Genomic DNA, 25,723 nt, shown 5'->3' on the forward strand with positions numbered 1-25,723 from the left:
TAATAATAACCGGGAAAGAGAGACTGCATAATCCTCATCAGCCGCAGCGGGCTATATCGCGGCCCGTCCCGGACCATGTCCTGAATCCTGAAACAACCCTGAAACAAGTTCAGGGCATGGTTCAGGACAGGCTTGTTTCAAAATCCGGCATTTAACCCGTTCATACTTCGATCCTTCGACTTCGCTCGGGACAGGCGCGCAGTTCAAGATTATTTGGCTCTATCCGGCTGAGCCGGAGGAGCAGCCGAGGGACCGTATGCGAGCGCAGGTTCCGCGCCTCAGTACGAACGGGTAGAGGACCATATCCCGAATCATGCATCCTGAATCATGCATCCTGCTCGTCACGGCGAAGCTATAGCGAAGCCGGACATCCCGCATCCCGCAGGGATACTTACCCGCGCCGCCGGTATGTTTTACACTATTTGCCATAGGTGCTATAATTTTTCGATGGACAAGCAAAGGCTCAAGCACTTCAGGGAAATCCTCATCAAAAGGATGGCCGACCTTCTAGGTATCGCGGAAGACACGGTTACGCGCATGAGCGAGGGCAACGGCACGTTCCCGGACCCGCTCGACAGGGCGCTCTCCGAATCCAACAGCACTATAGAGCTCAGGAAACGGGACAGGGAAAGAAAGCTCATACAAAAAATACGGAAAGCGATCCAGAAAACTGAAGACGGGACTTACGGAGTGTGCGAGATATGCGGGGAGGAGATCACGGAAGACAGGCTGGAGGTAAGGCCGGAGACTACCCTCTGCATAAGCTGCAAGGAAGAACAGGAACAGGTGGAAAGGCAGTTCGGCATGTAAACGGTACCGGTCAGTCTTTACTGCGTCCAAAAACGTAGCCGTAAAAGAAATCCTCGTCCGACTCCCGCACTATAACCCATTTGCCGTTCTTTTTGGCCATCAGTATCTTCTCTTTAATCCTCATCTTGCTTTTGCCGTCCGAGTCTTCGGCGCTGACGACAGTCCTCTGAAAGACCTCGGCCCTGTCGCCGTCCCTGTATATAGTCCTGTCGGAATGCTTGAGGCTCACCTTGTCGAAGAGCTTTACGTTCACCTCGAAGTTCTTTTTGATCTCCCCGGGCCCTATGACCTTGCCCTTGACCTCCTGCCTGTAGTCAGGCGCGATCAGGGTCATGTAGAGGGCAGCGTCCTTCGTTTCGAAAGCCTCGGTCCTCATGGACAGGACCTCTACGATCGCCCTATCCTCATCGTTCCCGCATGAGGCGGCGAAGGACGTAAGAACGAGAAAGAGACATAGGAGGACTCTCATCCCTGCTTAGGCTCTGCGGGCTCCGCCTTTTTTTCCTCCTGCGGAGAAGGAGTAGGGGGAGGAGCGGTCTTGCCCTGGATATCGTTCAGGAGCGATGTGGCCTTGCCGGAATACTTTTCGTTGGGGAATTCCTGGACGAGGCGTCCGAGGGTCTGCCGCGCGAGGTCGAACTGGTCCGATTTCGCGTACGCCCTTCCGAGGAGATAAAGCGCTTCCTGGTACCTCTGGGTATCGTTGTAATCGTTCACGACGATCTTGTACCTGTCCGCCGCGGCCCTGTAATTATCCCGCCGTGAATAAAAGTTGCCTATATATATCTCTCTCCGGGCGAGCCTGTCCCTGCAGCGGAGAGCCCTCTCGCGCGCGTCGGGCGCGAGCGGAGAGTCCGGGTATTTCTCGATGAAGGTATTAAACCATTGAAGCGCGAGCCGTGTATTGAGCGGGTCCCTGTCGGGGCTGCTCATTTCCTTATAATACGAGAGTGCGGTCCTGTATGTGGCGTATGGGGCCTCCGCATGGCCCGGGTGCCGCTTCAGGAACTCCTCGTACTCGATCGCGGCCTGCTCGTATTCTTCCTTTTCGAAGTACGCGTCACCCGTCCTAAGCTCGGCGAGCGCGGCGTAGGGGCTGTAAGTGTATCTGAGCTGTATCTCTTTCAGGTACGCGAAGATCATATCCCAGTCCCTGCCCCTGAATATCCAGGGGAAGCCGCCTTTATCGGCCGTGAGCTCCTTCACGGCGTCGTCGTAGAGCTGCTCGTCCGTGAGGTCTTTCGGAACTTTTTTCGAGCCGCAATTTATTACGAAGAGGAGGGAGACGGCGAGAATGAATACCGCGAGAATTTTCGTCATGAAGTCTTATAGTATTTTGATAAAAATATCCGTGTCAAGTTCGGACGGAAATTGGCAAAATGAGGGCAGCCAGCCGCCTGTCAATATTTACGGTAAACAGATTATCGAACGTTAACCGGAATATCCGCGGCAGACGGAGCCGAGGCAGCCATTTTTCGACATGATCCGGGGCACGGATACTCTCGTCCGGCCGGCTGAGCTCCGGCATCTTACCGGGTTCCCGTCCCGTATAAAAGCGCCCGAAAAGAGGCACCCCGGACTAAAAGCTCAGCCTACCAAAAGATCGGGCGGCTCGAAGACGAACCCGATTTCTTCTTGATCGTCTGTGTCACCCTGTTCGTGATCTTGCACGAAGTCGAATTCTCGACCCTCGACTGTATGTATATGGTCCTTCCGCCTAGCGTGCTCGACAGATTGGCGTTGATCGTAGCTTTCCCCGTCGAATCCGCCGTAGCCGTGCCAATCAATGTAGGGCTTCTCAGGCTAAGCGTCTTCCCTTTGCAGACCCCGCTCGTGATCGAGGTCGTGCCCGTATACCTCGAATAATAGAATCTGACTGTGGCGCCCCTCGGCGCTCCGGTTACGGTCAACGAATTCTTTAAGCCTGCCGTACCGGGGACAAAGCCCGAGAGGGTGCCGCCCGTGATCGGAGCAGGCGTGGGAGTAGGCACCGGACCCGGAGCGGGCGACGGAGCGGGCGAGGGTGCGGGACTGCCCGACGAAGCTAGGTCCACCGCAAAATCGGCGTTTACCCGCCCTTCGCCGAAGAATGTCGCAGACCCTATATTCTCGGCCGTATCTCTCAGTATCTGATCGACTTCCGCGTTCGTGAGTGTGCCTTTGGCGGACCAGACCAGGCCCGCAACGCCGCTTACTATCGGCGCTGAGAAAGAAGTCCCGGACCAGCTCGCGTAAAAACTTCCGGCGGCGTCGGACGTCCCGATCGCGTTTACTATCCCTACGCCCGGAGCGGCCAGATCGACGAAGCTCCCGTAGCTCGAAAAGCTCGCGAGCGTGTCGCTGTTAGTCGTAGCCGACACGGCTATCACGTGATTCGCCGCGGCCGGGCACTGGAGGTTGCTGTTTCCGGAGTTCCCGGCTGACGCGACGACCAGCACGCCCGCGCTCCATGCCGCGTCGATGGCGTCCTGCTCGGCCTGGGTGACGCCTGAAGACTGACAGTCCCTGCCGAGGCTCATATTTATCACTACTTTCTTGGTCGGATTATTCAAGGCGTAGTTGCGGGCGAACAATATCCCCTCTACGGTGTCGGCGAGCGTCCCCGATCCGCTGTCGCTCAGCACCTTCACCGGGAGTATCGGACAATTCCAGCATAATCCGGCAGCCCCGAGCCCGTTGTTGGTCTTGGCCGCGGCTGTGCCCGCGACGCCGGTCCCGTGCCCGTTATTATCGTCGACGTTCGAGCCGCAGCTGCTTTCCGTAAAGCCGCCTATGACGCTGCACCCCGGGAGCAGCTTGCCGGTTATGTCCTCGTGAGTCCCTTCGACTCCCGTGTCGAGCACTGCGATCACAACGTTAGAATTGCCTGTTTGAGTGTTCCACGCCGGAGGGGCGTCTATGACGTTCAGATAAGTCTGCTCTCCGAACCTCGGATCGTTGGGGTTCAGGTCCGCGTACACTATGTAATTCTTTTCGACGTATTCCACGTCGGGATTGCTTTCGAGAGACCTCTCCACGTCCTCGATCGTATCCCCGGGCGCTATCTGAACGAGCATCATGCGGAGGTCCGAGAACGATTTTCTTAAGACCGACCCCCTTCTGTTCAACATCGAAGCGGCGGCCGATTCATCGGTGCCGCTCTTCATTTTTACGATTAGTTCGTCCGTGACGTAATCTTCCCCGGCATAAGAAAAATGAGCGATCGAGCACGTAACGAGAAAGAGAATGAGGGCTATGGATAATTTCGCCGCCAGCTTCCTTGTCATAGCCATTTTTATATCCTCCCTGTGACTGAGAACCGATGAAATTTGTTGAATAACCCCGTTTTAAAAAGTTGCAATGTTTATGCCACCTGCACCGGATCAGATTTACCAACAAATACGAGAACTTAAGTCACAATAAACATCGGGGCTTTCAGACATTCAACTAATAATTGTTACATGGTGACGCAAATTGTCACCTTTATTAATTCCCTGTGATATCTGGAGAATTTCATGAAATATCAATTTTCAACCGGCCGTCCTCGATATTTATTCCCTTTAAAAGGGCTTCGTTTTGCCCGATCCTGCCTGCGGCAAGCTCAGCGACATAGGGGAGAATAGTATTCGAGAGCGAATATGTCGAAGTCCTGGAGACGAGCGCCGGCATGTTCGTAACGCAGTAATGGGTCACGCCGAGCGTCTTGTACACGGGGGCGTCGTGGGTCGTCGGCACGCTCGTCTCGGAGCACCCGCCCTGGTCTATGGCAACGTCGACGAATACGCTCCCCTCTTCCATGCCCGCGATCATATTCTTCGTTATGACCCTCGGGGCCCTCGCGCCCGTCACCAGCACCGCGCCTACGGCGAGGTCGCATTTAGCTAACTCTCCCGCGATCACTTCGGGATAGGAAGGCAGAGTCTTCACCCTCCCCTCGAAATGCTCGTAGAAGAATTCGAGCTTCGGGTGCTTGTTGTCGATCACCGTCACTTCCGCGCCGAGTCCCAAGGCGGAGAGGACAGCGTTAAGACCCACAGTGCCGCCGCCTATGACCGTTACCCGCCCGTTCCTCACCCCTGCCGCGCCCGAGAGGAGCACACCCTTCCCTCCCTTCGATTTCTGGAGGAAGTGGACGCCAACCTGAACGGAGAGCCTGCCAGCTATCTTGCTCATCGGCACGAGGAGAGGGAGCGACCCGTCCGGAAGCTCGACCGTCTCGAAGGCAATCGCCCTGCAGCCGCTCTTATTGAGGGCATCGACTAATTTCTTGTCGGCAGCTAAGTGGAGATAGCAAAAGAGCGTGTGATGTTCTTTTATTAAAGGGTATTCGACAGGAAGAGGCTCTTTTACCTTGACGATGAGCTCCGCTTTCTTGAAGAGCTCTTCTTCGGTTTTTACGATCCGGGCTCCCGCTTTCTTATATTCCGAATCGGGAATCCCGCTCCCCGCACCCGCGTCTTTCTCAATGAGGACCCTGTGCCCGCGCTCGACCAGAACACGCACCGCCTGGGGTGTCAAAGCCACCCTGTATTCCTGAATTTTCCTCTCTTTAGGGATGCCTACGACCATGTGAGTGACTACAGAATAGCATTTGCAACTGGGGATGGGAAGATAGTTAAACCGTTGTGCTTAAAATTATAGTGCCGGTAAGACTAGAATGAAATATTCCTCAATCATAGGTGCGCAAATTAAATTAAAATCGTTTTTCTAGTAAAGACTATTTATAGGAGGTCTATTATGACTTATTTAGAGAAAGAGATTTTAAATCTGTACAGGGAGAGGAGTATTCAGGAAGGACGTGGTTTTTCACAGCAGGTAATTCCGACTGTAATCTTTGAAAGGACAAATTTAAAGGAGCATCCCAATATAGTTGCGGAGTTAGCTGAGGCTTTAGGGAATTTGATTGAGGAAGGTTATCTAAAGGTATCGGATGAAAATAGTAATGCTTTAGTACTTACAGAATCCGGCCATAAAGAAATCTACGCCTAAGTCCTGGTTACAAAAATGAGACACACGCTTCTGTCGACCATAGGCCGGGTAAAGAAATCCTCGTGATGTTAGTCTGGTCGCTAATCACAAATGATGCTTGAGCCAGGTTTTGCAGGGGATGGGGAGGTTAAAGCCATCCCACTCGCGGGAGGGTTTCAATATCAGGAGTGAATCGTCTGAGTCTATCTTGTCCTTGAGTATCTCGTGTATCTCCGAGATGGAGAAGCTCGTATTGACGAGCCATATCGACCGTAGGCAGTGTATGCATCCGCCTAACGACTCTATCGCCTCGTGAATCTTCTCGTAGTCCTTATCGTAGTGGAGCTCGTACGTGATTAGGTAAACCGACATCCGGACACCCCCTCTAGAGAATAAAATAATCCTGCAATCAGATTACAGGAATTATTTATGTTAGGGAATATCCTGACGGATTATAGAAGATGCAAACAAGATCTTCGACAATTACATATTGTGCTGAGTTCTCGCGTGAAATTAGCGGTAACTTTCAAAACCCCGCAGTTAAGCCGCACGGTCAGTTAGTACACTTCAGCTCAACACATTACTGTGCTTACACCTAGTGCCTATCAACCTCGTAGTCTTCGAGGGACCTTTAGAAATCTTTTGATTTGGGAGACCTAGTCTTGGGGTGGGTTTCCCGCTTAGATGCCTTCAGCGGTTATCCCGTCCGAGCATAACTACCCAGCGCTGCCACTGGCGTGACAACTGGTACACTAGAGGCTCGTCCACTCAGGTCCTCTCGTACTATGAGCAGATCCCCTCAAGTCTCCTACGCCCGCTGCAGATAGGGACCGAACTGTCTCACGACGTTCTAAACCCAGCTCGCGTACCGCTTTAATTGGCGAACAGCCAAACCCTTGGGACCTTCTCCAGCCCCAGGATGCGATGAGCCGACATCGAGGTACCAAACCTCCCCGTCGATGTGGACTCTTGGGGGAGATAAGTCTGTTATCCCCGGCGTACCTTTTATCCGTTGATCGATGGCCCTTCCACTCGGAGCCACCGGGTCACTAAGACCTGCTTTCGCATCTGCTCGACTTGTCAGTCTCGCAGTCAAGCTCCCTTATGCCTTTGCACTCTCCGCCTGGTTTCCAATCAGGCTGAGGGAACCTTTGCACGCCTCCGTTACTCTTTAGGAGGCGACCGCCCCAGTCAAACTACCCGCCTAGCATTGTCCTGGATCCGGATGACGGATCTCAGTTAGAATCCTAATGGTACAAGGGTGGTATTTCACTATTGCCTCCGCTCCGCCCTGAAGCAGAGTTTCACAGGCTCCCACCTATGCTACGCATGCAGCACCAAAATCCAGTGCTAAGGTATAGTAAAGGTGCACGGGGTCTTTCCGTCCCGCAGCGGGTACCCGGCGTCTTCACCGGAACCACAATTTCGCTGAGCATTTGGCCGAGACAGCGCGGCAATCGTTACGCCTTTCATGCAGGTCGGAACTTACCCGACAAGGAATTTCGCTACCTTAGGACCGTTATAGTTACGGCCGCCGTTTACCGGGGCTTCGGTTCTGAGCTTCTCCTGGCGAACCAGAATGACCCATCCCCTTAACCGTCCGGCACCGGGCAGGCGTCAGACCCTATACGTCGTCTTGCGACTTTGCAGAGCCCTGTGTTTTTAGTAAACAGTCGTCACCGCCTCTTTACTGTGACCCACTTCGGCTCCAGCCGCAGGGCTTTCACCTAGTGTGGGCACCCCTTATCCCGAAGTTACGGGGCTATGTTGCCGAGTTCCTTAGCCAAAGTTCTCTCACGCGCCTTAGTATACTCAACTCGCCTACGTGTGTCCGTTTACGGTACGGGCACTCAATCATCAACGCTACGAGGCTTTTCTCGAAAGTTTGGGCTCAATCACTTTATGGGGCTAACGCCCCTCGTACTCGCACCTCAGGGTTAACGAAGAGACGGATTTGCCTATCTCTTCCCCCTACATGCTTGAACCGGGATATCCGACGCCCGGCTGACCTACCCTCCTTTGTCACCACTTCACTCCGATTGAGTGGTACGGGAATATTAACCCGTTTTCCATCGACTACGCCTTTCGGCCTCGCCTTAGGTCCCGACTTACCCTGGGAGGACGAGCCTTCCCCAGGAACCCTTAGGCTTACGGCGAGGTGGATTCTCACCACCTTTATCGCTACTCATGCCAGCATTCTCACTTCTCAAAAGTCCAGACCTCCTTACGGTAGTCCTTCAGCCCTTTGAGAACGCTCCCCTACCGCTGTATAAAATACAACCCGTAGCTTCGGCACCGGGCTTGAGCCCCGTTTCATTTTCGGCGCAAAGTCGCATCGACCAGTGGGCAGTTACGCACTCTTTAAAGGGTGGCTGCTTCTAAGCCTACCTCCTGGCTGTCAATGCGACTTCACATCCTTTACCACTTAGCCCGAATTTTGGGGCCTTAGCTGACGATCTGGGGTGTTTCCCTCTCGCCCAAGGAACTTATCTCCCTTGGACTGACTCCCACGCTAGGCAAGATGGCATTCGGAGTTTGATTGGGTTTGGTAGGTCTTTCAACCCCCTAGCCCATTCAGTGCTCTACCTCCACCCGCCAAAACGTGAGGCTATACCTAAATATATTTCGGGGAGAACCAGCTATCACGAGCCTTGTTTAGTCTTTCGCTCCGATCCACAACTCATCCGATAGGTTTTCAACCCTAACCGGTGCGGGCCTCCACGGAGGTTTTCTCTCTGCTTCACCCTGGTCATGGATAGATCGACTCGCTTCGGGTCTATCTCCAGCGACTGAACGCCCCGTTCAGACTCGCTTTCGCTACGGCTACACCTCTCTCGGCTTAACCTAGCCGCTGAAGATAACTCGCTGGCCCATTATGCAAAAGGTACGCGGTCAGGCATTTCCTGAAAGCAAGCTCCCAGGATATAGCCCTTCCACCGATCGCAGGCAGACAGTTTCAGATTCTATTTCACTCCCCTCACCGGGGTTCTTTTCACCTTTCCCTCACGGTACTTGTTCACTATCGGTCGACGGCACGTATTTAGCCTTGGAAGGTGGTCCTCCCAGATTCCCCCAAACTTTCACGTGGTCCGGGGTACTCGGGAATACAGTAAGGAAGACTCCAATACTTTCGTTTACAGGACTGTCACCCTCTATGGTGCAACTTTCCAGATGCTTCAACTAGTATAGAGTTTTGTAACTTCCCGAAGGACTTACGGGTCCTTCAAACTGCATCCCGCGACACCTTATATGCAACGCCCGTAAGCTTTAACACGTATAAGGTTTAGGCTCTTCCCCTTTCGCTCGCCGCTACTAAGGGAATGTCGGTTGATTTCTCTTCCTGAGGGTACTGAGATGTTTCACTTCCCCTCGTTTGCCTATTAGGGCTATGTATTCACCCTAATATGGCCGAGGTTTGCTCGGCCAGGTTTTCCCATTCGGAAATCCCCGGATCACAGCCTGTTTAGCGGCTCCCCGAGGCTTATCGCAGCTTACTACGTCCTTCATCGCCGTCCGTCGCCAAGGCATCCACATATCTGCCCTGAGTATCTTAACTGCAAGGTATGAAAATCACCGCATAATTAAGCACGCTCGATTACTCAGCACAATATGAAATTGTCAAAGATCCATGCAAATATAGATTTGCTTTGTTTGCAATCTTATGGAGGTGAGCGGGATCGAACCGCCGACCTCCTGCTTGCAAGGCAGGCGCTCTCCCAAGCTGAGCTACACCCCCGATTGAACTACTAATCCGAGAATCTCAACGAAGTAAGAATCAGGTACTAGATCAGCTATCGGTGGTGGGCCTAGGTGGAGTCGAACCACCGACCTCACCCTTATCAGGGGTGCGCTCTAGCCTGCTGAGCTATAGGCCCGTCGTTAGTTGACCTAACAGCCGACTCCACTTTTACTCCGGGAAAGCACCAAAATTTAATAGCAGATAAAGCGAACAGAAGAAAGAGAAAGCAATTTTTCTCCGTGAAAAAGGAGGTGATCCAGCCGCAGGTTCCCCTACGGCTACCTTGTTACGACTTCACCCCAATTACCAGCCCTACCTTAGGAGCCTGCCCCCCTTGCGGGTTAGCGCAGCCACTTCGGGTAGAACCGACTTTCGTGGTGTGACGGGCGGTGTGTGCAAGGCCCGGGAACGTATTCACCGTGGCGTGGCTGATCCACGATTACTAGCGATTCCAACTTCATGCAGGCGAGTTGCAGCCTACAATCCGAACTGAGACTGACTTTGATGGGATTAGCTTCGCCTCGCGGTTTTGCAACCCATTGTATCAGCCATTGTAGCATGTGTGTAGCCCAGGACATAAGGGCCATGATGACTTGACGTCGTCCCCACCTTCCTCCGGCTTGTCGCCGGCAGTCTCTTTAGAGTTCCCACCTTACGTGCTGGCAACTAAACATAGGGGTTGCGCTCGTTACCGGACTTAACCGGACACCTCACGGCACGAGCTGACGACAGCCATGCAGCACCTGTACTGAATGTGTAAAGCAAGCTTCACACCACTCCATGCTTTCACATAAGCTTAATTCAGTATGTCAAGCCCTGGTAAGGTTCTTCGCTTTGCATCGAATTAAACCACATGCTCCACCGCTTGTGCGGGCCCCCGCCAATTCCTTTGAGTTTCAATCTTGCGACCGTACTCCCCAGGCGGGATGCTTAATGCGTTAACTTCGGCACAGAGATTTTCATCCCCACACCTAGCATCCAACGTTTAGGGCGTGGACTACCCGGGTATCTAATCCGGTTCGCTACCCACGCTTTCGTCCCTGAGTGTCAGTACCAGGCCAGTTGGCCGCCTTCGCCACTGGTGTTCCTCCAGATATCTACGCATTTCACCGCTACACCTGGAATTCCGCCAACCTCTCCTGGACTCGAGCCTCACAGTATTAGATGCAGTTTCAGGGTTAAGCCCTAAGATTTCACATCTAACTTACGAGGCCACCTGCGGACCCTTTACGCCCAGTAATTCCGAGCAACGCTCGCCCCCTCCGTATTACCGCGGCTGCTGGCACGGAGTTAGCCGGGGCTTCCTTTGTAAGTACCGTCAAGTCTCCTGGATATTAGCCAGGAGACCCATCGTTCCTACTGACAGAGGTTTACGACCCGAAGGCCTTCATCCCTCACGCGGTATTGCTGGGTCAGGCTTGCGCCCATTGCCCAAGATTCCCCACTGCTGCCTCCCGTAGGAGTCGGGGCCGTGTCTCAGTCCCCGTGTGGCCGATCACCCGCTAAGGTCGGCTACCCGTCTTCGGCTTGGTGAGCCGTTACCTCACCAACTACCTGATGGGACGCGGACTCATCTTTTGGTGACAGCCCGAAAGCCGCCTTTTACCCCTGGTTCCATGGAACCTGTGGTCTTATCCGGTATTAGCCCTAGTTTCCCAGAGTTATCCCAGTCCTAAAGGCAGATTATCCACGTGTTACGCACCCGTCCGCCGCTCTACTCATGACCGAAGTCACTTTCGCGCTCGACTTGCATGTGTTAAGCATACCGCCAGCGTTCGCTCTGAGCCAGGATCAAACTCTTCATATGATCTTATGAAAGGATTGCTTAGCTCTTCTTCGCCCGCTTATCTGCTATTTAATTTTCAAAGATCTGAATATCTTGTTCAGATATTTTTGCCAAAGGGATATATAATATAAATGAACGAAAAAGGATGTCAAGACAAAGAGACATACTTTTTTTAAAATACTGAAAATCCGAAAACCCGGTCAGGTTCAGCACCCAATAGCGCCGAATCCTTAAGCCCGCAAGTTGTATCTAACTTGTTAAAACCGGACCGAGACCTTAATATATATTATACATGTTTACGAGATGTTCAAGGAGCCCCTGCGCGCCTGTATACGCAGGGCCGTGCCGGAGTTGAAAGTATCCGGTTTCTGTATTAATTTTATTCCTCACTCACAAATATAAAGCAAGGGGACGGTAGATAATATGGGTCTCACGAACGAGCAAATAAGACGTTACTCAAGACACCTCATCATGCCCGAAGTGGGCCTGGAGGGCCAGGAAAAGCTTGTGAATGCGCGCGTATTGTGCGTAGGCGCGGGAGGGTTAGGCTCACCGCTCGCCCTTTATCTCGCGGCCGCGGGCGTGGGGAACCTGGGCATACTCGACTTCGACGTCGTCGATTTCAGCAACCTCCAGAGGCAGATCATTCACAGCGAGGAAACCCTCGGCGTGCTGAAAGTGGAATCGGCCAGGGACAGGCTGCTCGAGCTCAACTCCGACATCGACGTCACGACCTACAACACCATGCTCACGTCCGAGAACGCGATGGAAATAATAAAGGACTACGACATAGTTATAGACGGCACCGACAACTTCGCGACGAGATACCTAGTGAACGACGCGTGCGTGCTCCTGGGCAAGCCCAACGTCTACGGGAGCATATTCCGCTTCGAGGGACAGGTCAGCGTGTTCGACGCCAAGAGAGGCCCCTGCTACAGGTGCCTTTACCCGGAGCCTCCGCCGCCGGGGCTAGTGCCCAGCTGCGCCGAGGGCGGGGTGCTCGGAGTGCTGCCGGGCATAGTCGGCACTCTACAAGCTGCCGAAGCCATTAAGCTCATAATAGGCAAGGGAGAGCCGCTTATAGGCAAGCTCCTCTTCCTCGACGTCATGGAGATGAAGATAAGGGAGCTCAAGCTCCGCAAGGACCCCGACTGCCCGATATGCGGCGAGCACCCCATAATAAAGGAGCTCATAGACTACCAGGAGTTCTGCGGCATAGGGCGCGGCGAGGAGGTTCCCGGTTTCGCCGAATCAGACAGCCTGGAGATATCCGTAGAAGATTTCCACGATCTGCGCACGAAGAACGGGAAGATCGTCATCCTCGACGTAAGGGAGCCGCACGAATTCGAGATATGCAATTTCGGGGACTCGAAGCTGATCCCGTTAGGAGAGCTCCCTGAGAGGGTGAACGAGCTCGACACGGCGGATGAGATCGTTACGGTCTGCCATGTCGGGGGAAGGAGCCTCCAGGCGACGAGGCTTTTGAGAAACATGGGCTTCAAGAAGGTAAAGAACCTGAAAGGCGGCATAGATGCCTGGGCCGCGAAATACGACCCCGACATGCCGAGGTATTAGGCGTCTTATATGTAACTCAGGCAGTAAAGTTCCTGATCGCTCCTCTACTAATTTTCGTTATCAACCAGAGCCGCCTATCGTAAAACCATAGGCGGCTATCCGACCGGCCCGGGACCATCACGTTATCCCTGCAGCCCGATCTTTATTCTTTTATTCATTCCATATATTATGTCTGCCATGGACAGCGCCGAGAGTAGGGAGAAATACGCCCGCCCCGATTCTATTATTCGTACAGCCTTATTCTTCATTATCCTGGCTTGGATGACGCTCGGACCTGCTTACAGACAAGTTTTAGGCGGAAGCAGTCCGGTTTTCCGTCAATGGACCATGTTCAGAGAATACGGGACCGGCCTGCATAAGGGTGAGGGTCTCATTGATGCCGCATTTTACGTCGCTGCCGACGGGAAATTAGAGGAAATAAACCGCTTCGAAATCCTCGGCTACGATAAACCAAAACGCGCCCCCGATGAGGTTTTCAAAATCGTGGGAAAGCCCGGGATCGAACGCGTCTCGGCGAGATTATGCCGGCATCTGGGCGATAACGCCGATTTAAGAGTTAAAGCCAGGATGGCCACCAGCGACGGATGGATGACCCTCTATAACGCTGAAAAAAACCTCTGCGAGCTGAAACACGATGCCGCAGCTCAATAACGCCTGGAGAAGCTTTCTCGACTGGGGTTTACATACCGAAGCTTCGACCAGGTCTTCGGCGCTGATCAGAATTTTCCTTGCATTGTTAATATGGGCCCGATGGAGCGGCGCGATGACTTTTTTCTCGCTGGGAACCCCGGAAGGTCAGGCTTTATGCGTAAACTTCTACATAGCCACGACACTCATGCTCTTCGGAATATGGACGAGGTTAAGCACTCTCTGGACCGCCGCCGTAGTTCTGACCATGTATTACTATGCAGGGTGGGTGAGAGGCGTAGAGCCCTGGACCCACCACCACACTTATCTTCTCGCCTTCGCCACGTTCTTATGCGCGTTAACGCCCTGCGGCAGATCATATTCCGTCGACCGCTATCTGAGCGTACGAAAGGCAAAGAAAAACGGGAGCGCGCCGCCCAGAGAGTCGGGAAACCTGTGGGCGCTAAGATTAATATCTCTCCAGGTCGCATTGATCTATTTCTGGACGGCTTTTGATAAGACAAACTGGCAGTTTCTCAGCGGAGACCGCATTGAGTATATATTCATGTGGTTATACACAGGGTCGGACTACCCGGATCTCGCGGGATTTCACACATTAATGATAATAATCTCCTGGGCCACCGTTCTTCTCGAGTACGCGCTCATAGGACTGCTGTTCAAGAGAATAAGAAAGTGGCTTGTGTTGCCGGGCTTATTATTTCACGGACTGATATACATACTGCTTCCGGTCGGTACGTTCAGTCTGACCATGTGGGCGCTTTATTTGTCCTTTTTTGATCCAGACAAGGTTCATGTTGTAATCGACGAGCTGAGCGGAAGCAGGACCCCGGCGAGCTGAGCAGTAATATCGCGCTGGGACAAGACGGTATAACAGTACTGGAAAGAAGGGGTTGAAATATATCAATTGCGTACCGATAATTTCACAGACGTTAACCGGCAAGGGTATTCAAAAAGGTTCTGCATACATTACTATCGAGGGGTCAGACTTAAAAAAGCGGTCAGATGAGAAAAATCAAAGCAGGGCAAATCCTGTTGCTCGTTCTTTCAACAATACTTATATTGGTCATCGCCGAAATCGGTTTGCGCTTGATAGAGCGTCTGGGCTATTTCTCCTATACGTTCAAAATGCTCAACAGCGCGTATACGCCTTTCGACGTAAAGACCGGAGAGGGCCTCTACTATTCCCATCCCTATATCAGCTACGAGATGAAACCCGGGTACAGCATACCGGGAGAAGTAACGATAAATTCGCTCGGTTACAGGGGGGAGGAATTCGATGCCGTCAAGTCGCCGGGCGTTTACAGGATCGTCGCCCTCGGAGGCTCGACGACTTACGGAATAGGCCTCGCGGACGACGAGACTTATCCTTATTATCTTCAGAAAGAACTGAGGGAGCGCCTGGGCACCGATAAAATCGAGGTTATAAATGCCGGTCTTGTCAGCGCGACCACCGCAGAGAGCCTCTCGCGGTTTCTCCATAAGATACTCCCGCTCGACCCCGACATGGTGATCTTCTACGAAGGCTACAACGACCTTCCGCCGAGGATGTTCGACGGCTTCTCGGACGATTATTATCACTTCAGGAAAAACCCGCAGAATCACTTTTCATTGCTTTCAAATTCACTGCTGTACCGGCTTGCCGCATCGGGGTTCAGGGCGACACTGCATTACCCGAATACTACGCTCCTCTCGGAGATATGGAAATTCGAAAACCTGCCCGCGGAAGACGACAAAAAAATCGACAATTTCAACTCCACGTCGAGCGCCGTGTACGAAAGGAACCTGGATTACATCATCGCGCTCGCAAGAGCGAAGGATATCACAGTCGTATTATCGACGTTCGTATTCGACGAGGACGCTCCCAACTGGAACGACTACATGCCCGACGTGCTGTGGGGGAAGGGAATCGGGCAGAATAACGACGTGATAAAAAAGCTTGCCCGGAAATACGACCTGCCTCTTATCGACCTTTATTCGTACGGGCTCGGGAACAAGCATATATTCCTCGACTCCGTCCATCTGACGGCGGGAGGGAACGAAGAGATGGCGGCCGTGTTCGCCGAGACGATCGCTCCTGTCATAGAGAAAGAAACGGAGAATAATACTCTCAGGCGGTAATGATCCTCTCACACAGCCCGTAGGGGAGCGGAATGCAGCTCTTCCGGGCAGCTGCGATGACAAAAACAATAAAAGGGCATCATGTCACAAGGCCGGGTAGGTGAGAGTGTTTATTTATATCTGACCAGCTTGTAATTGTGACGGAGATTGTAATACGCCTCTTTGATAAAGCTCGAAAACGAATTGTCCCTCACGGTCTTGATATCCGGGAGAGTCCACAAGCTTCCGATGTAGTCATCGAACGATCGTGGCTCGATCTCGCCGATGCCCCCTGACGGGTAATGCGTAAACTCCCCGAAATAGATTCTCCCGGAAACATTGTACAAATCCACGCGCACGAAATCGAACGGCCTGCTGAGCTCTTCCGCGACGCGTACCATCTCCCCGAAGCCGGGCGGCTTCTGTATGCCGTCCTTCGGAGGACATCCCCTCTCCCCCGGCCAGTCAGACCAGGTGAAGCGCAAGGGGTTCCAGTCCATATCGAAATAGTTGTCCGAGTACTCCCCGTACCTGCCCTCTATCACTTCGACAATTTCGGCTTTGCCGTCAAAGCAGAGGAACTTGAAGTCAACCGGGGGCAATCCCTCTTCGCCGGAAAGAAACTCCTCGACCAGTATTACGGGTTTTATTCCCCTGTACGCCCATTCGTTGAGCTCGTTCCAGTGCCGGCGGCGTAAGAACTTGCTGCATTTCGCTATCTGATCCTCCCTCACGAGAGGAGCCTTGGTTACCAAATCGAAGCCGTTGTCCATTATTATTATGTCGCCCGACGAATGACTGGACTTTATGATGTAGCGGCCGGGAAGATCGTCAAAAGGTATTTGGCCGGGTTTATCGGTTACGAAATACAGCTTCTTTAAGAGATTTCCAAACCCGTTTTGCCTGAGGTAATCCATCACTCCGAATTTGTCCGCAGTCAATGTGAGGATCGGTCTGCGGTCATATTTCATCTTCCATCTCAGCTTCTCGGTAAATGTACGCGGATCCCGAGGCAGCTTTTGGTTATATAACGCCTGAACTATTTCCCGGCTGGTTTTCATATGCGGACGGCTCTCGAATGAATTTATCAGGCTCAATCGGAATTAACTAATGTTTTCTGACACTTCTGCAGATCTCTCCACATCCAGGATTATCCAGATATAATACACCCCTTCCGCTTCAGCCCATAATCGATTGCGACAGCGTTCGGCAGTACCACGCAACACCGCGGCATACCGGTTGCAGCAATAAATCATCCGCAATCTTTTGATTGGACGTATACTTTACCATGAAGGTTAATTATACCGCTGATGCCTCTCTGCCCGTCATACAGAGCATGTGGATAGGCAGCGAATTGTCGGTGATGGAGCGGCTCAGCATCGTATCTTTTCTAAGCAACGGCCACCCCTATCACCTTTATGCATACGACGAAGTCAAGAACCTGCCCGAAGGCGTCGTATTGAAGGACGCGAGCGGCATAATCTCCCCCGACAGGATATTCAAATATAAAGACCGCGATACATACGCCGGGTTCGCCAATATGTTCAGGTATAAATTGCTTCTCGAGAGGGGCAACTTCTGGGTCGATACGGATGTGGTTTGCCTGAGGCCGTTTGATTTCACCTCCGATTACGTATTCGCAAGGACAACGAGCCTGAAGCCGTCCGGGAGCCTGGATGAGACCTTCCGGGTGGAAAATTGTATCATCAAAGCCCCTCCCGGCTCGGAGATAATGGAATATTGTTACGAAGTAACCAGCAGGCGGAATCCGAACGAGCTGCAATTCGGAGAGACCGGGCCTTATTTCTTGAGACCGACGGTAATAAAGTTCAAACTGGAGGAGTACGTGGTCAGGGCGGAGACATTCTGCCCGATAGATTGGCCCGACTGGCAGAGATTACTTAGCAGGTCCCCGCTCGTTATCTGCGCGGAAATGGCGAAGATGTCGCTTTACCGCTCGAAAGGAGTGCACCTTTGGAACGAAATGTGGCGCCTGAACGGGGTTAAAAAAAATGCGCTTTTCCCGAAATACTGCATCTACGAGAGACTAAAAAGACGATATCTTGTCCCAATGCTCCCCAAGGCATATGAAATTACCCTTGACGAAAATTCCTTAAGGCCGGGGTAGGCTTGCGAGCCCTTCAGGCCTTCCCTCTGATCCATCAGATTACGGTAAAATAACGATCAGTTTTTATCAACCAAGATATTCTTCGATCGTAATTTTTGCATTACAGCGAAAAAAGCTGTTATTCCGTTAATATATAGTGTAATATCTATACATAGAGACGCAGCGATGCCTGCTGGTGGCCGATAATTTCTCATAATTATCAGGGGTTATGCAGAGTGCACCGCCCGAATGCAAGATGTAGTTGAGAATAAATCCAATAAATTGCCAGAGGGCAGTCTATTGGATTCAAGCAGAGGGTCGGGGCATGAAAGACGATATGTTCGGCTTCGCTCACTATGTAGCCGATATAGGGAGCTTTGTAAGGGAGCCGTTTTCCGAAATTGAGCCGGACCACAGCCACTGCGACGAATGGCCGACCGATAGGACCATTGAGCGGTGGGTAAACGAATCGTTCATTAAGAAGCACCGCGAGCTGGAATAGACTTATTTTGCGTCCTGTCACGCGAGCTATCCACTTCACACCGACCGACAAATTGTAAATAGGAGACACGAGTGTGTTATTACGACTCCTGAGACGCTGTCTTGTCAGAAGATTCTCCTCGACCTATTATGATATCGGACCTGCAGGCGCGGCAATATTTTTAGCCGGCATGGGAAGGAGCGGAACCACGTGGGTTATGGATGTCATGAATTACAGGAAGAGCTACCGAACGGTTTTCGAGCCCTTCATCGCATCCAAGGTATCAGAGGCTTTCTGCTTTAAAATCCACCATTATATCAGACCCGACACAGCGGATCCCGTATTGGAGAAACAAGCGAGGCTCATACTCTCGGGGAAAATTAAGAACCCCTGGGTTGACAGCGGTTATAATAGAAAAGTTCTTTACCGTAAACGAATTATTAAAGATATACGTTGCAATTTAATGCTGGGATGGCTGAAGAATCTCTTACCCGATATGCCCATAATATTGCTGGTCAGGCATCCGCTGGCGATAGCGCACTCATGGGAAAACCTGAAAATGCTCGACGAAGACCCCATGTCGAACGACAGAACGGACTTTGAACTCATCATTTCGCAGAAAGCGCTGCTCAATGATTTTCCGGTTGTAAGACAAGCGGCAAAAGAAATCGACAAATCCTCAATAATGGAAACTATCATTTTCATATGGTGCGTTTTGTATTACGTACCCTTCAACCAATTGAGACCCGGTGATGCATATATGATTACGTACGAGGAACTCATGATAAATCCGGAGCCGACATTCGAAGGTCTGTTCAATTATCTGGGCGATAAATTCAACTGGGATGATATCAAGCCATTGCTCGGCATATCATCCGTTACAAATTTTCTTAAACGAGATTTTCTGGAAAAAGATGACGTTCTCTTCGGCTGGAAATCGAGGTACGGCGGTGAAGAATTGAGACGCGCCGATTCGATACTCAGGCATTTCGGTCTCGAGAACGTGTACGACCCCGACGGTCTTCCGTCAAATCATATGCAGTCATTTTCGGACTCTTGAACAAACCCCGTTGAGCGCGATTGCAAAATACTTTAAAACTCCGCTTATGAATAAATTATATTTCCTGGAGTGAACCCTCGTTGCTTTCTATATAATTCTCACCCATGCCGGTTTATCTGCACCGCACATGGAGTTAACCGCAAATTATTCCTGTCTATCCATCTCGTTGATATATGGCCATAACGCTGTAAACTTCTTATATATATATGTCACTCCGGGTCTCTGGGTCTAAAGAAACATGGAAATGAACCGTCTCTGTCTATTCCCGCGCCCTGAAGACAGGGGTATAGGATGACAGTCAAATTGAACAATGACATCGAGATAAAAACGGGGTTTTTCGACGAAGAGAAAAAACTGCCGCTCGTGATCACCACAAAGCACCAGGGCTCACCGTTAAGAGATATATTCAAATCAATGGAGAATGAAATAGAAGCGAATTTACTAAAATACGGAGGAATTTTATTCAGGGGGTTCCGGGTCGACGGGACCGAGGATTTCGAAAATATTGTTAAGAACAGTTACGGCGACCCTATTGACTACAACGACAGAGCCACCCACAGAACTCAGGTCCAGGGAAAGGTATACACCGCCACAAATTATCCTCCCGAGCTTGAGATAGTTCTCCATAACGAGAGCTCATTCGCTGCGAAGTTCCCCATGAGGATTTTCTTCTACTGCATCGAGTCAGCGGAAAAAGGAGGGGAAACGCCCATAGCTGACGTCAGGAAGGTATACCGAGCTATCCCTCCATCCGTCAGAAAGCCCTTTGAGGAAAAAGGCGTTTTATACGCACGGAACCTGGCGGGCGGACCATTCGGCTTCACGTGGCAGGAAGTCTACCAAACACAGGATAAAACCGAGATGGAGAAATTCTGTAGGGAATCGGAGACAGAATATGAATGGATAGACGAAAATAAAGTCAGAACGAAACAGCTGAGGCCAGCAATCGCCAGGCACCCTGTAACGGGCGAGATGCTGTGGCTGAACCACGCTACCGTGCTCAACGTATTCGCCATCGAGCCCAAGCTGCAGCAGATGCTTCTGAAATTCTTCAAAGAGCGGGACCTGCCGAACAACACGTACTACGGCGACGGCACGAGCATCGGAAGAGAAGTTATCGACGAGCTTAGAAAAGCATACGACTCCGCCACGGTCGCTTTTAAATGGGAGCCGGGGGACGTGCTCATGCTCGACAACATGCTAGTCGCTCACGGGAGAAAGCCCTTTTCCGGCAAAAGAAAGATCGTAGTCGCGATGGCGAAACCGGTAAGATGGAAAGATCTCGATACGTCGGTCTGAGAACATTCACATGTCGGAACAATTGAGAAAAAAACTGATGGATTTTATCTATGTCAAAACCAGGAGCTCGGGGAAATCTCTTCCCGACGGCTTCGGCGACGACACACCGCTCATAACTTCGGGTCTTATAGAGTCTCTGCACTTGCTTGAGCTGGCGCTGCTTCTGGAAGAGGAAGCAGGCTCAACATTCGACCTGACCATCCTGGACTTCACGGTGGAATGGAACACGATAAACGATATGGTGAATTTCGTCGAAAGTTATAGATGATAAAACCGTTGTGAAACCCGCGACGATCCAAGCAAGTCCGAAAATGAACTTTGAAATATCAAGATACTCCTGTGACTCTGAAAACCATATAGACCAGATCGCCAGGCTCAAAACAATAAACTGGGGGCTTGATTTCGATGTCTTCAGGTCCTACGCCAAATGGAATTATCTTGACAGGCCACATTCGAAGCCGCCTCTAATATACTTCGTCCGACTCGGAGAAGAGACCGTAGCGATGAGAGGTGCTTATGAAACTACGTGGCAGGTAAACAACGCGTCACCCCGTTTTCATGCCTTTTGTTCGGCGGACCTGTTAATACTGCAGGAGTACAGGAATAAAGGATTATATAAAGAGTTCGCAAGCTACGTTATGGAAGATTTATGTAAAATGGGCGTTCGGTACTTTTTTAGTTTCACCGCAACCCCCTTAAATTCTATAATCTCTTTATCCATCGGCTGGAAGGCCATTGGAAAAATCAACGTTATGGAAAAGCAATTCCAGACAAATAGATCAAAAGCTATTTCGCTTGCTAAAAATTTGGCAGGCCCTCGAGCTATACAATTATTGAAAAAAGCCAGATTGAACTTAATTTTAAAGAGAAGACGTAAAGATGATCCGCAAAAAAACGATGTTATTGATAACCGCGCGAGGACGCAGCTCCCTTCCAGCATAACGTTGGAAAATAGGCCTAGACCGTTGGAAATGGCGCGTCTCGTGGACAGCACTCGTCCGAAGGATAAAATCACCCTGGTGAGGGACGAGTCATTCTTTGATTGGAGATATAACAACCCGCTTTCAAAATATCGCTTCCTGTACTGGTACGATGACGGCTTGAAAGGCTATCTGGTATTACAAAGCCATTTATACAGCCTAGAATCTCTTGGCACATATAATATATTTGAACTGGAAGCTATTAATTCCTCAGTAAAAATCGATCTGCTCAACGCAGTGATTTCAATAATAAACGAGGGGTCGATAACAGTTTGGACAAATATGCTGGACCAAGATAGTTATGAATTCTTAGTATCAAACGGATTTAAAGAAAAGAACTCGGCAAAAATCATAAATGAGACTACACGTACTATGTTGATCCGTCCCATAGGCAAACACGATGATAAAATCGAGTTTCAAGGCTTAAATCTTCTCGACGCGGATAATTGGGATTTCAAAATGATTCTTATGCATGACCACTGATCGACTATCTAATAAGATTCCCGAAGCAGAATGAAATACACAATATCAAAACACTCCGAAGACTTTGAAGAACAAATTGACCAAATCGCCAGACTTAAAACATTAAACTGGGGTCTTGATTTTGAGGTATTTAAATCCTATGTAAAATGGAATTACATTGAGAGACCTCATACTAAACCGCCATTAATATATTTCGCCCGTGCCGGAGATGAAACCGTGGCCATGGCAGGCTTATATGAAACCACATGGCAGCTAAAAAGCGCGGCGGCGAGCTTCAATGCGTTGTGTATTGCGGATCTGTTGATACGGCAGGAATACAGAGGTAAAGGAATATACAAACAGCTGACGAACTATTACAAGAACGATTTAGACAAAATGGGTGTTGAATATATATTCAGCTTCAATCCAACGCCGTTAACTACTGCGATTTCTTTATCTACGGGCTGGAAGAGCATCGCAGAAAACAACATTATGAAAAAGCAGTTCTTGAAACGAGGGTTCGATGCGATTGCATTCGCTAGAAAATTGGCGGGGCCTTACGCTGGAAAATTATTGAGAAGGACCGGAATCGGCACAATCTTAAGGAGGGGACAAAAAGACAATTCACAAAGGATGGATACGATTTATCACAGCGGAAGCACTCAACTGCCCGACCGTATATCATTGGACGACAAACCCAGGCCGGCCGAAATGGCCCTTCTCGTCGACAGCATTCTCCCGGATAATAAAATTACCCTCGTAAGAGATGAATCATACTTTCACTGGAGATACAATAATCCGCTTTCAAAATATCTATTTCTCTACTGTTACGATGAGAGCATGAAAGGCTATCTGGTATTGCAAAGTTTCATATACAGCCCTGAATCCATAGGGTCGCATAACATATTCGAACTGCAAGCAACCGATCCGTCGATAAAAATCGAGCTGCTAAATGCTCTGATATCGATCGTGAATTCAGGATCGATTTCGATTTGGGCTAGCATGCTGGATAAAGACATTTATGATTATCTTGCGTCGCAAGGGTTTAAAGAAAGCGACTATACTCAAACCGTTATGATCTGGGCGATCAACAAGCATATTCACAATATGGAGTTTCAGGGTTTAAATCTGGCGGACGAAAAAAACTGGGACCTTCAAATGATATATATGCATGACCACTAATCAGCCGAGGACAAGGCCCGACGATCTTATCATGTTTCTACATATCACGCATAGAAGGACATTTCACCTGCGAGAACAATTCTTATATGGAGATTCCGGAAGATAGTGCAAAAGCCTAATGCTGTAATAATCAAACTTGACTCTATTACAGGTTTGCAAACATCCAGAGTATTGGCCAAGTACGGAATAACCGTAATAGGCGTAGCGGACGATTCCAGGAATTATTGCTGCAGCACTAACTCATGCAAAGAAGTCCTGACTACCAATACGTCAAATGAAGAACTCATAGATACATTGATAAATTTAGGTAAAAGATTGGGCGACAAGTCCGTAATCTTTCCATGCAGTGACGATAGCGTTCTTGCCATATCCACTCATAGAGATGAACTTACGGATTGGTACGAATTCGTGATTCCGGAGCATGAGACCATCGATCTGCTCATAGACAAGGTCAAATTCTACAAATACCTGGAGCGCAACGGTTTTTCGATCCCTCCGACTTTTTACGTCACTGACAAATCAGAGCTCAAGGAAATTGCAAATCATGTAAAGTACCCATGTGTAGTAAAACCACCACGACCGGCGCAATCCTGGTTCAAATACTTTAAAGAGAAAGCATTAAAAATAAGGAGTCATCAAGAGCTTCTTGCCGTATCCGACAATTGCCTAAGGGCAACCGACACTTTCATTATCCAGGAATGGATCGACGGCAGAGATTCCAATATATACCAGTACTACTACTATTTTGATAAAAACTACGAGCCGATAATCAATTATACGTCACGCAAGCTGAGGCAATGGCACATCGAAACAGGCGAGGCATGCCTTGCGGAGGAATGTCTTATTGATCCGGTCCCGAGAAAATCAATAGATATATACAGCAGAATTCATTATAAAGGTATCACTTCGCTCGAAATCAAGATCGATGAAAATAACGGCGGGTATTTTATAATTGAGCCGGATGTCGGACGGCCCAACACGAGCATCGGCTTGGTAGAGGCCAGCGGGGTGCCGATCCTGTACGCGATGTACTGCGACGCTTTGGGCCTCCCTATGCCGACTTATTCGACAAACAAATCCGGCAGCATCAAATGGATTTCCCTGCAGAGGGATATTATGGCGGCAATTAAATATTACGCCAGGGGCGAGCTCACATTCAGGGATTGGCTGATGTCAATAAAAGGGGTGAAAACTTTTGCAGTCTTCTCAATACACGACCCATTGCCCTTTATAGTCGATTTCTGTGAGTTATTAAGAAAAATAATCGAATCTGCGGGACGCGGAATAACAGATTTTTTTAAAAGGTTGTAAAATTAAACTGTATTCGAGTCCCTGGATAGCATGATTTGACATGCAGTGTACTGATGAACCCCATACAACCAGCAGCTCTTCAATAAAATTATAAACCGCTTAAAGCACGTAATGAACTACGAGATTGTGAAATACAATCCAATTTACACTGACCAAGTCTGCGAGCTCGAAAAAGAGATCTGGACTCCCGACCCGGCTGTAAATAAATCTTACCTTCAATGGAAATACTTCGATAATCCGTACGCCGCTTCGCCGAAAATATATCTAGCCCTCCGAGAAGGAAAAGTAGTCGCCGTAAGGTGCATGTATGAAATGAAATGGCAATTAGGCAATAACGGAGACGGCTTTACGGCCCTTTGCGCGGGAGACGCGGTTATCCATCCCGATCACAGAAACAAAGCCGTTTACCCCGCGCTCACGAAGTTTCTCATGAACGATTTGCACGAGCTCGGCTATCGATATCTCTTCAGCTTCAGCGCGGGCCCCGCGACCCTGCTGTATTCCCTGGCTATCGGATGGAAAAGCATCGGCAGGATCAGGACAATGAGTAAAGAATCCGATCCGAGAACCGCGGTCAGAAAATTAATGAGCGATCACAAGATGAGCAGACTCATAAAAAACACTAAGGCCGCGGACTTTCTGAGAAGAGCGGTAAACAAATTCGGCCGCAGGAAAGCGCTCGATTATCGGAAGAAATTACCCGCGCATATAAGGGTGGAAGAGAATCCCATGCCCCGCGAAATGGCGGCCCTGGCGGGGAAGCTGGTTAAAGACAACAAATTAGTTCTGACAAGAGACGAAAAGTTCTACAAATGGAGATACGGCAACCCGCTTTCAAAATACGTTTTCCTTTATTGGTACGATAAGGAGATGAAAGGCTTTCTCGTAGCGCAGACCTCCAAATATAAAAACGATTATATGGAAAATTTCAATATCATTGAACTGGAAGGGGTAAGTTCCGCAATAAGGATGAACCTGCTGAAATCCGCGGTCTCGCTGCTGGATTCAAGGTCGATAACCATATGGTCAAATATGCTTGATGTGAATTGCCGAAAGTTTCTCTCGCTAAACGGGTTCATTGAATCCAAATCGACAAGCAGCGCCGCGGAGTATACGCCTACCGTTCTGGTAACGGTGACGAAGGGCCCCGCCAAGGTAATAGAATACCGGGGCACGAACCTGCTCGATATGAACAACTGGGATCTCAAAATGATGTACTCAGATGCCCTGTGAACCTCC

Annotated in this window: 21 protein-coding genes, 2 tRNA genes and 2 rRNA genes; 15 read left to right on the top strand and 10 right to left on the bottom strand. The window is 50.2% G+C overall.

Annotated elements, in window-relative coordinates; all coding sequences use genetic code 11:
* Positions 1-447 precede the first annotated feature (447 nt).
* Positions 448-810 (top strand): RNA polymerase-binding protein DksA, encoded by a 363-nt coding sequence (dksA, locus tag AB1598_07595; protein ID MEW6144867.1) that lies wholly within the window; start codon positions 448-450, stop codon positions 808-810.
* A 10-nt stretch (positions 811-820) separates the two neighbouring features.
* On the opposite strand, the gene AB1598_07600 is transcribed toward dksA, so the two are convergent.
* From AB1598_07600 to ald, 4 genes are all read right to left on the bottom strand, one after another.
* The gene (locus AB1598_07600) at positions 821-1,279 is read right to left on the bottom strand and encodes a nuclear transport factor 2 family protein (GenBank protein ID MEW6144868.1); all 459 of its coding nucleotides are present in this window, start codon (positions 1,277-1,279) and stop codon (positions 821-823) included.
* On the bottom strand, positions 1,276-2,130 hold the full coding sequence (locus AB1598_07605) for an outer membrane protein assembly factor BamD (GenBank protein ID MEW6144869.1): 855 nt from the start codon (positions 2,128-2,130) through the stop codon (positions 1,276-1,278). Before AB1598_07605 ends, AB1598_07600 begins: the two co-directional genes overlap by 4 nt.
* Before the next feature lie 272 nt (positions 2,131-2,402).
* A complete protein-coding gene (locus tag AB1598_07610; GenBank protein MEW6144870.1) occupies positions 2,403-4,082 on the bottom strand; it encodes a S8 family serine peptidase in 1,680 nt (559 codons plus the stop codon).
* Positions 4,083-4,302: 220 nt separating this feature from the next.
* Positions 4,303-5,358, bottom strand: coding sequence for an alanine dehydrogenase (ald, locus tag AB1598_07615; GenBank protein MEW6144871.1), 1,056 nt, complete (start codon positions 5,356-5,358; stop codon positions 4,303-4,305).
* Positions 5,359-5,526: 168 nt separating this feature from the next.
* Here ald and AB1598_07620 point away from each other — a divergent pair, with 168 nt between their 5' ends.
* Complete coding sequence (locus tag AB1598_07620) at positions 5,527-5,778, top strand: hypothetical protein (protein ID MEW6144872.1); 252 nt, start codon at positions 5,527-5,529, stop codon at positions 5,776-5,778.
* Between the two features lie 84 nt (positions 5,779-5,862).
* Here AB1598_07620 and AB1598_07625 read toward each other — a convergent pair whose 3' ends face one another.
* From AB1598_07625 to AB1598_07645, 5 genes are all read right to left on the bottom strand, one after another.
* Complete coding sequence (locus AB1598_07625) at positions 5,863-6,129, bottom strand: hypothetical protein (protein ID MEW6144873.1); 267 nt, start codon at positions 6,127-6,129, stop codon at positions 5,863-5,865.
* A gap of 164 nt (positions 6,130-6,293) precedes the next feature.
* Positions 6,294-9,313: ribosomal RNA gene (locus AB1598_07630) — 23S ribosomal RNA — on the bottom strand.
* Positions 9,314-9,419: 106 nt separating this feature from the next.
* Positions 9,420-9,493, bottom strand: a tRNA-Ala gene (locus tag AB1598_07635).
* A 62-nt stretch (positions 9,494-9,555) separates the two neighbouring features.
* Positions 9,556-9,632 (bottom strand) — tRNA-Ile (locus AB1598_07640).
* Between the two features lie 108 nt (positions 9,633-9,740).
* Positions 9,741-11,303: ribosomal RNA gene (locus tag AB1598_07645) — 16S ribosomal RNA — on the bottom strand.
* The 16S and 23S rRNA genes sit together here with 2 tRNA genes alongside, the layout of an rRNA operon.
* A gap of 402 nt (positions 11,304-11,705) precedes the next feature.
* Between AB1598_07645 and moeB the strand changes: the two genes are divergently transcribed.
* From moeB to AB1598_07665, 4 genes are all read left to right on the top strand, one after another.
* Positions 11,706-12,857, top strand: coding sequence for a molybdopterin-synthase adenylyltransferase MoeB (moeB, locus tag AB1598_07650; GenBank protein ID MEW6144874.1), 1,152 nt, complete (start codon positions 11,706-11,708; stop codon positions 12,855-12,857).
* A gap of 177 nt (positions 12,858-13,034) precedes the next feature.
* Positions 13,035-13,508 (top strand): hypothetical protein, encoded by a 474-nt coding sequence (locus tag AB1598_07655; GenBank protein MEW6144875.1) that lies wholly within the window; start codon positions 13,035-13,037, stop codon positions 13,506-13,508.
* Between the two features lie 112 nt (positions 13,509-13,620).
* On the top strand, positions 13,621-14,343 hold the full coding sequence (locus AB1598_07660; GenBank protein MEW6144876.1) for an HTTM domain-containing protein: 723 nt from the start codon (positions 13,621-13,623) through the stop codon (positions 14,341-14,343).
* 164 nt (positions 14,344-14,507) lie between these two features.
* Complete coding sequence (locus tag AB1598_07665; protein ID MEW6144877.1) at positions 14,508-15,623, top strand: SGNH/GDSL hydrolase family protein; 1,116 nt, start codon at positions 14,508-14,510, stop codon at positions 15,621-15,623.
* 110 nt (positions 15,624-15,733) lie between these two features.
* Here the strand turns inward: AB1598_07665 and AB1598_07670 are convergent, their stop codons facing one another.
* A complete protein-coding gene (locus AB1598_07670; protein MEW6144878.1) occupies positions 15,734-16,663 on the bottom strand; it encodes an ATP-grasp fold amidoligase family protein in 930 nt (309 codons plus the stop codon).
* Between the two features lie 227 nt (positions 16,664-16,890).
* On the opposite strand from AB1598_07670, the gene AB1598_07675 reads away from it, so the two are divergent.
* The 9 genes from AB1598_07675 (at position 16,891) to AB1598_07715 (ending at position 25,717) form a co-directional block, all read left to right on the top strand.
* The gene (locus AB1598_07675; GenBank protein MEW6144879.1) at positions 16,891-17,730 is read left to right on the top strand and encodes a hypothetical protein; all 840 of its coding nucleotides are present in this window, start codon (positions 16,891-16,893) and stop codon (positions 17,728-17,730) included.
* A gap of 304 nt (positions 17,731-18,034) precedes the next feature.
* Positions 18,035-18,211 (top strand): hypothetical protein, encoded by a 177-nt coding sequence (locus AB1598_07680; protein MEW6144880.1) that lies wholly within the window; start codon positions 18,035-18,037, stop codon positions 18,209-18,211.
* 73 nt (positions 18,212-18,284) lie between these two features.
* Positions 18,285-19,250, top strand: coding sequence for a sulfotransferase (locus AB1598_07685; protein ID MEW6144881.1), 966 nt, complete (start codon positions 18,285-18,287; stop codon positions 19,248-19,250).
* A 291-nt stretch (positions 19,251-19,541) separates the two neighbouring features.
* On the top strand, positions 19,542-20,549 hold the full coding sequence (locus AB1598_07690) for a TauD/TfdA family dioxygenase (GenBank protein MEW6144882.1): 1,008 nt from the start codon (positions 19,542-19,544) through the stop codon (positions 20,547-20,549).
* A gap of 10 nt (positions 20,550-20,559) precedes the next feature.
* Entirely contained in the window at positions 20,560-20,817 is a 258-nt protein-coding gene (locus AB1598_07695) for a hypothetical protein (protein ID MEW6144883.1), read from the top strand.
* A gap of 43 nt (positions 20,818-20,860) precedes the next feature.
* Positions 20,861-22,012 (top strand): hypothetical protein, encoded by a 1,152-nt coding sequence (locus tag AB1598_07700; GenBank protein ID MEW6144884.1) that lies wholly within the window; start codon positions 20,861-20,863, stop codon positions 22,010-22,012.
* 30 nt (positions 22,013-22,042) lie between these two features.
* Positions 22,043-23,173, top strand: coding sequence for a GNAT family N-acetyltransferase (locus AB1598_07705; GenBank protein MEW6144885.1), 1,131 nt, complete (start codon positions 22,043-22,045; stop codon positions 23,171-23,173).
* 171 nt (positions 23,174-23,344) lie between these two features.
* Complete coding sequence (locus tag AB1598_07710) at positions 23,345-24,484, top strand: carboxylate--amine ligase (GenBank protein ID MEW6144886.1); 1,140 nt, start codon at positions 23,345-23,347, stop codon at positions 24,482-24,484.
* Between the two features lie 111 nt (positions 24,485-24,595).
* Positions 24,596-25,717 carry a GNAT family N-acetyltransferase gene (locus AB1598_07715; protein MEW6144887.1) on the top strand — a complete coding sequence of 374 codons (1,122 nt, stop codon included), beginning with the start codon at positions 24,596-24,598 and terminating at the stop codon, positions 25,715-25,717.
* Positions 25,718-25,723 lie beyond the last annotated feature (6 nt).

The organism is Thermodesulfobacteriota bacterium, from assembly GCA_040754335.1.
Classification (GTDB): Bacteria; Desulfobacterota_D; UBA1144; order Nemesobacterales; family UBA2774; genus 2-12-FULL-53-21.

Bases quoted from the DNA above. Each gene is read 5' to 3' on its own strand.
- AB1598_07700 (MEW6144884.1), top strand. From the start codon at position 20,861: ATGAACTTTGAAATATCAAGATACTCCTGTGACTCTGAAAACCATATA.
- moeB (MEW6144874.1), top strand. From the start codon at position 11,706: ATGGGTCTCACGAACGAGCAAATAAGACGTTACTCAAGACACCTCATC.
- ald (MEW6144871.1), bottom strand. From the start codon at position 5,358: ATGGTCGTAGGCATCCCTAAAGAGAGGAAAATTCAGGAATACAGGGTG.
- AB1598_07670 (MEW6144878.1), bottom strand. From the start codon at position 16,663: ATGAAAACCAGCCGGGAAATAGTTCAGGCGTTATATAACCAAAAGCTG.
- AB1598_07660 (MEW6144876.1), top strand. From the start codon at position 13,621: ATGACTTTTTTCTCGCTGGGAACCCCGGAAGGTCAGGCTTTATGCGTA.
- AB1598_07605 (MEW6144869.1), bottom strand. From the start codon at position 2,130: ATGACGAAAATTCTCGCGGTATTCATTCTCGCCGTCTCCCTCCTCTTC.
- AB1598_07715 (MEW6144887.1), top strand. From the start codon at position 24,596: ATGAACTACGAGATTGTGAAATACAATCCAATTTACACTGACCAAGTC.
- AB1598_07675 (MEW6144879.1), top strand. From the start codon at position 16,891: ATGAAGGTTAATTATACCGCTGATGCCTCTCTGCCCGTCATACAGAGC.
- AB1598_07665 (MEW6144877.1), top strand. From the start codon at position 14,508: ATGAGAAAAATCAAAGCAGGGCAAATCCTGTTGCTCGTTCTTTCAACA.
- AB1598_07705 (MEW6144885.1), top strand. From the start codon at position 22,043: ATGAAATACACAATATCAAAACACTCCGAAGACTTTGAAGAACAAATT.
- AB1598_07610 (MEW6144870.1), bottom strand. From the start codon at position 4,082: ATGGCTATGACAAGGAAGCTGGCGGCGAAATTATCCATAGCCCTCATT.
- AB1598_07690 (MEW6144882.1), top strand. From the start codon at position 19,542: ATGACAGTCAAATTGAACAATGACATCGAGATAAAAACGGGGTTTTTC.
- AB1598_07695 (MEW6144883.1), top strand. From the start codon at position 20,560: ATGTCGGAACAATTGAGAAAAAAACTGATGGATTTTATCTATGTCAAA.
- AB1598_07620 (MEW6144872.1), top strand. From the start codon at position 5,527: ATGACTTATTTAGAGAAAGAGATTTTAAATCTGTACAGGGAGAGGAGT.
- AB1598_07600 (MEW6144868.1), bottom strand. From the start codon at position 1,279: ATGAGAGTCCTCCTATGTCTCTTTCTCGTTCTTACGTCCTTCGCCGCC.
- AB1598_07655 (MEW6144875.1), top strand. From the start codon at position 13,035: ATGGACAGCGCCGAGAGTAGGGAGAAATACGCCCGCCCCGATTCTATT.
- AB1598_07680 (MEW6144880.1), top strand. From the start codon at position 18,035: ATGAAAGACGATATGTTCGGCTTCGCTCACTATGTAGCCGATATAGGG.
- dksA (MEW6144867.1), top strand. From the start codon at position 448: ATGGACAAGCAAAGGCTCAAGCACTTCAGGGAAATCCTCATCAAAAGG.
- AB1598_07625 (MEW6144873.1), bottom strand. From the start codon at position 6,129: ATGTCGGTTTACCTAATCACGTACGAGCTCCACTACGATAAGGACTAC.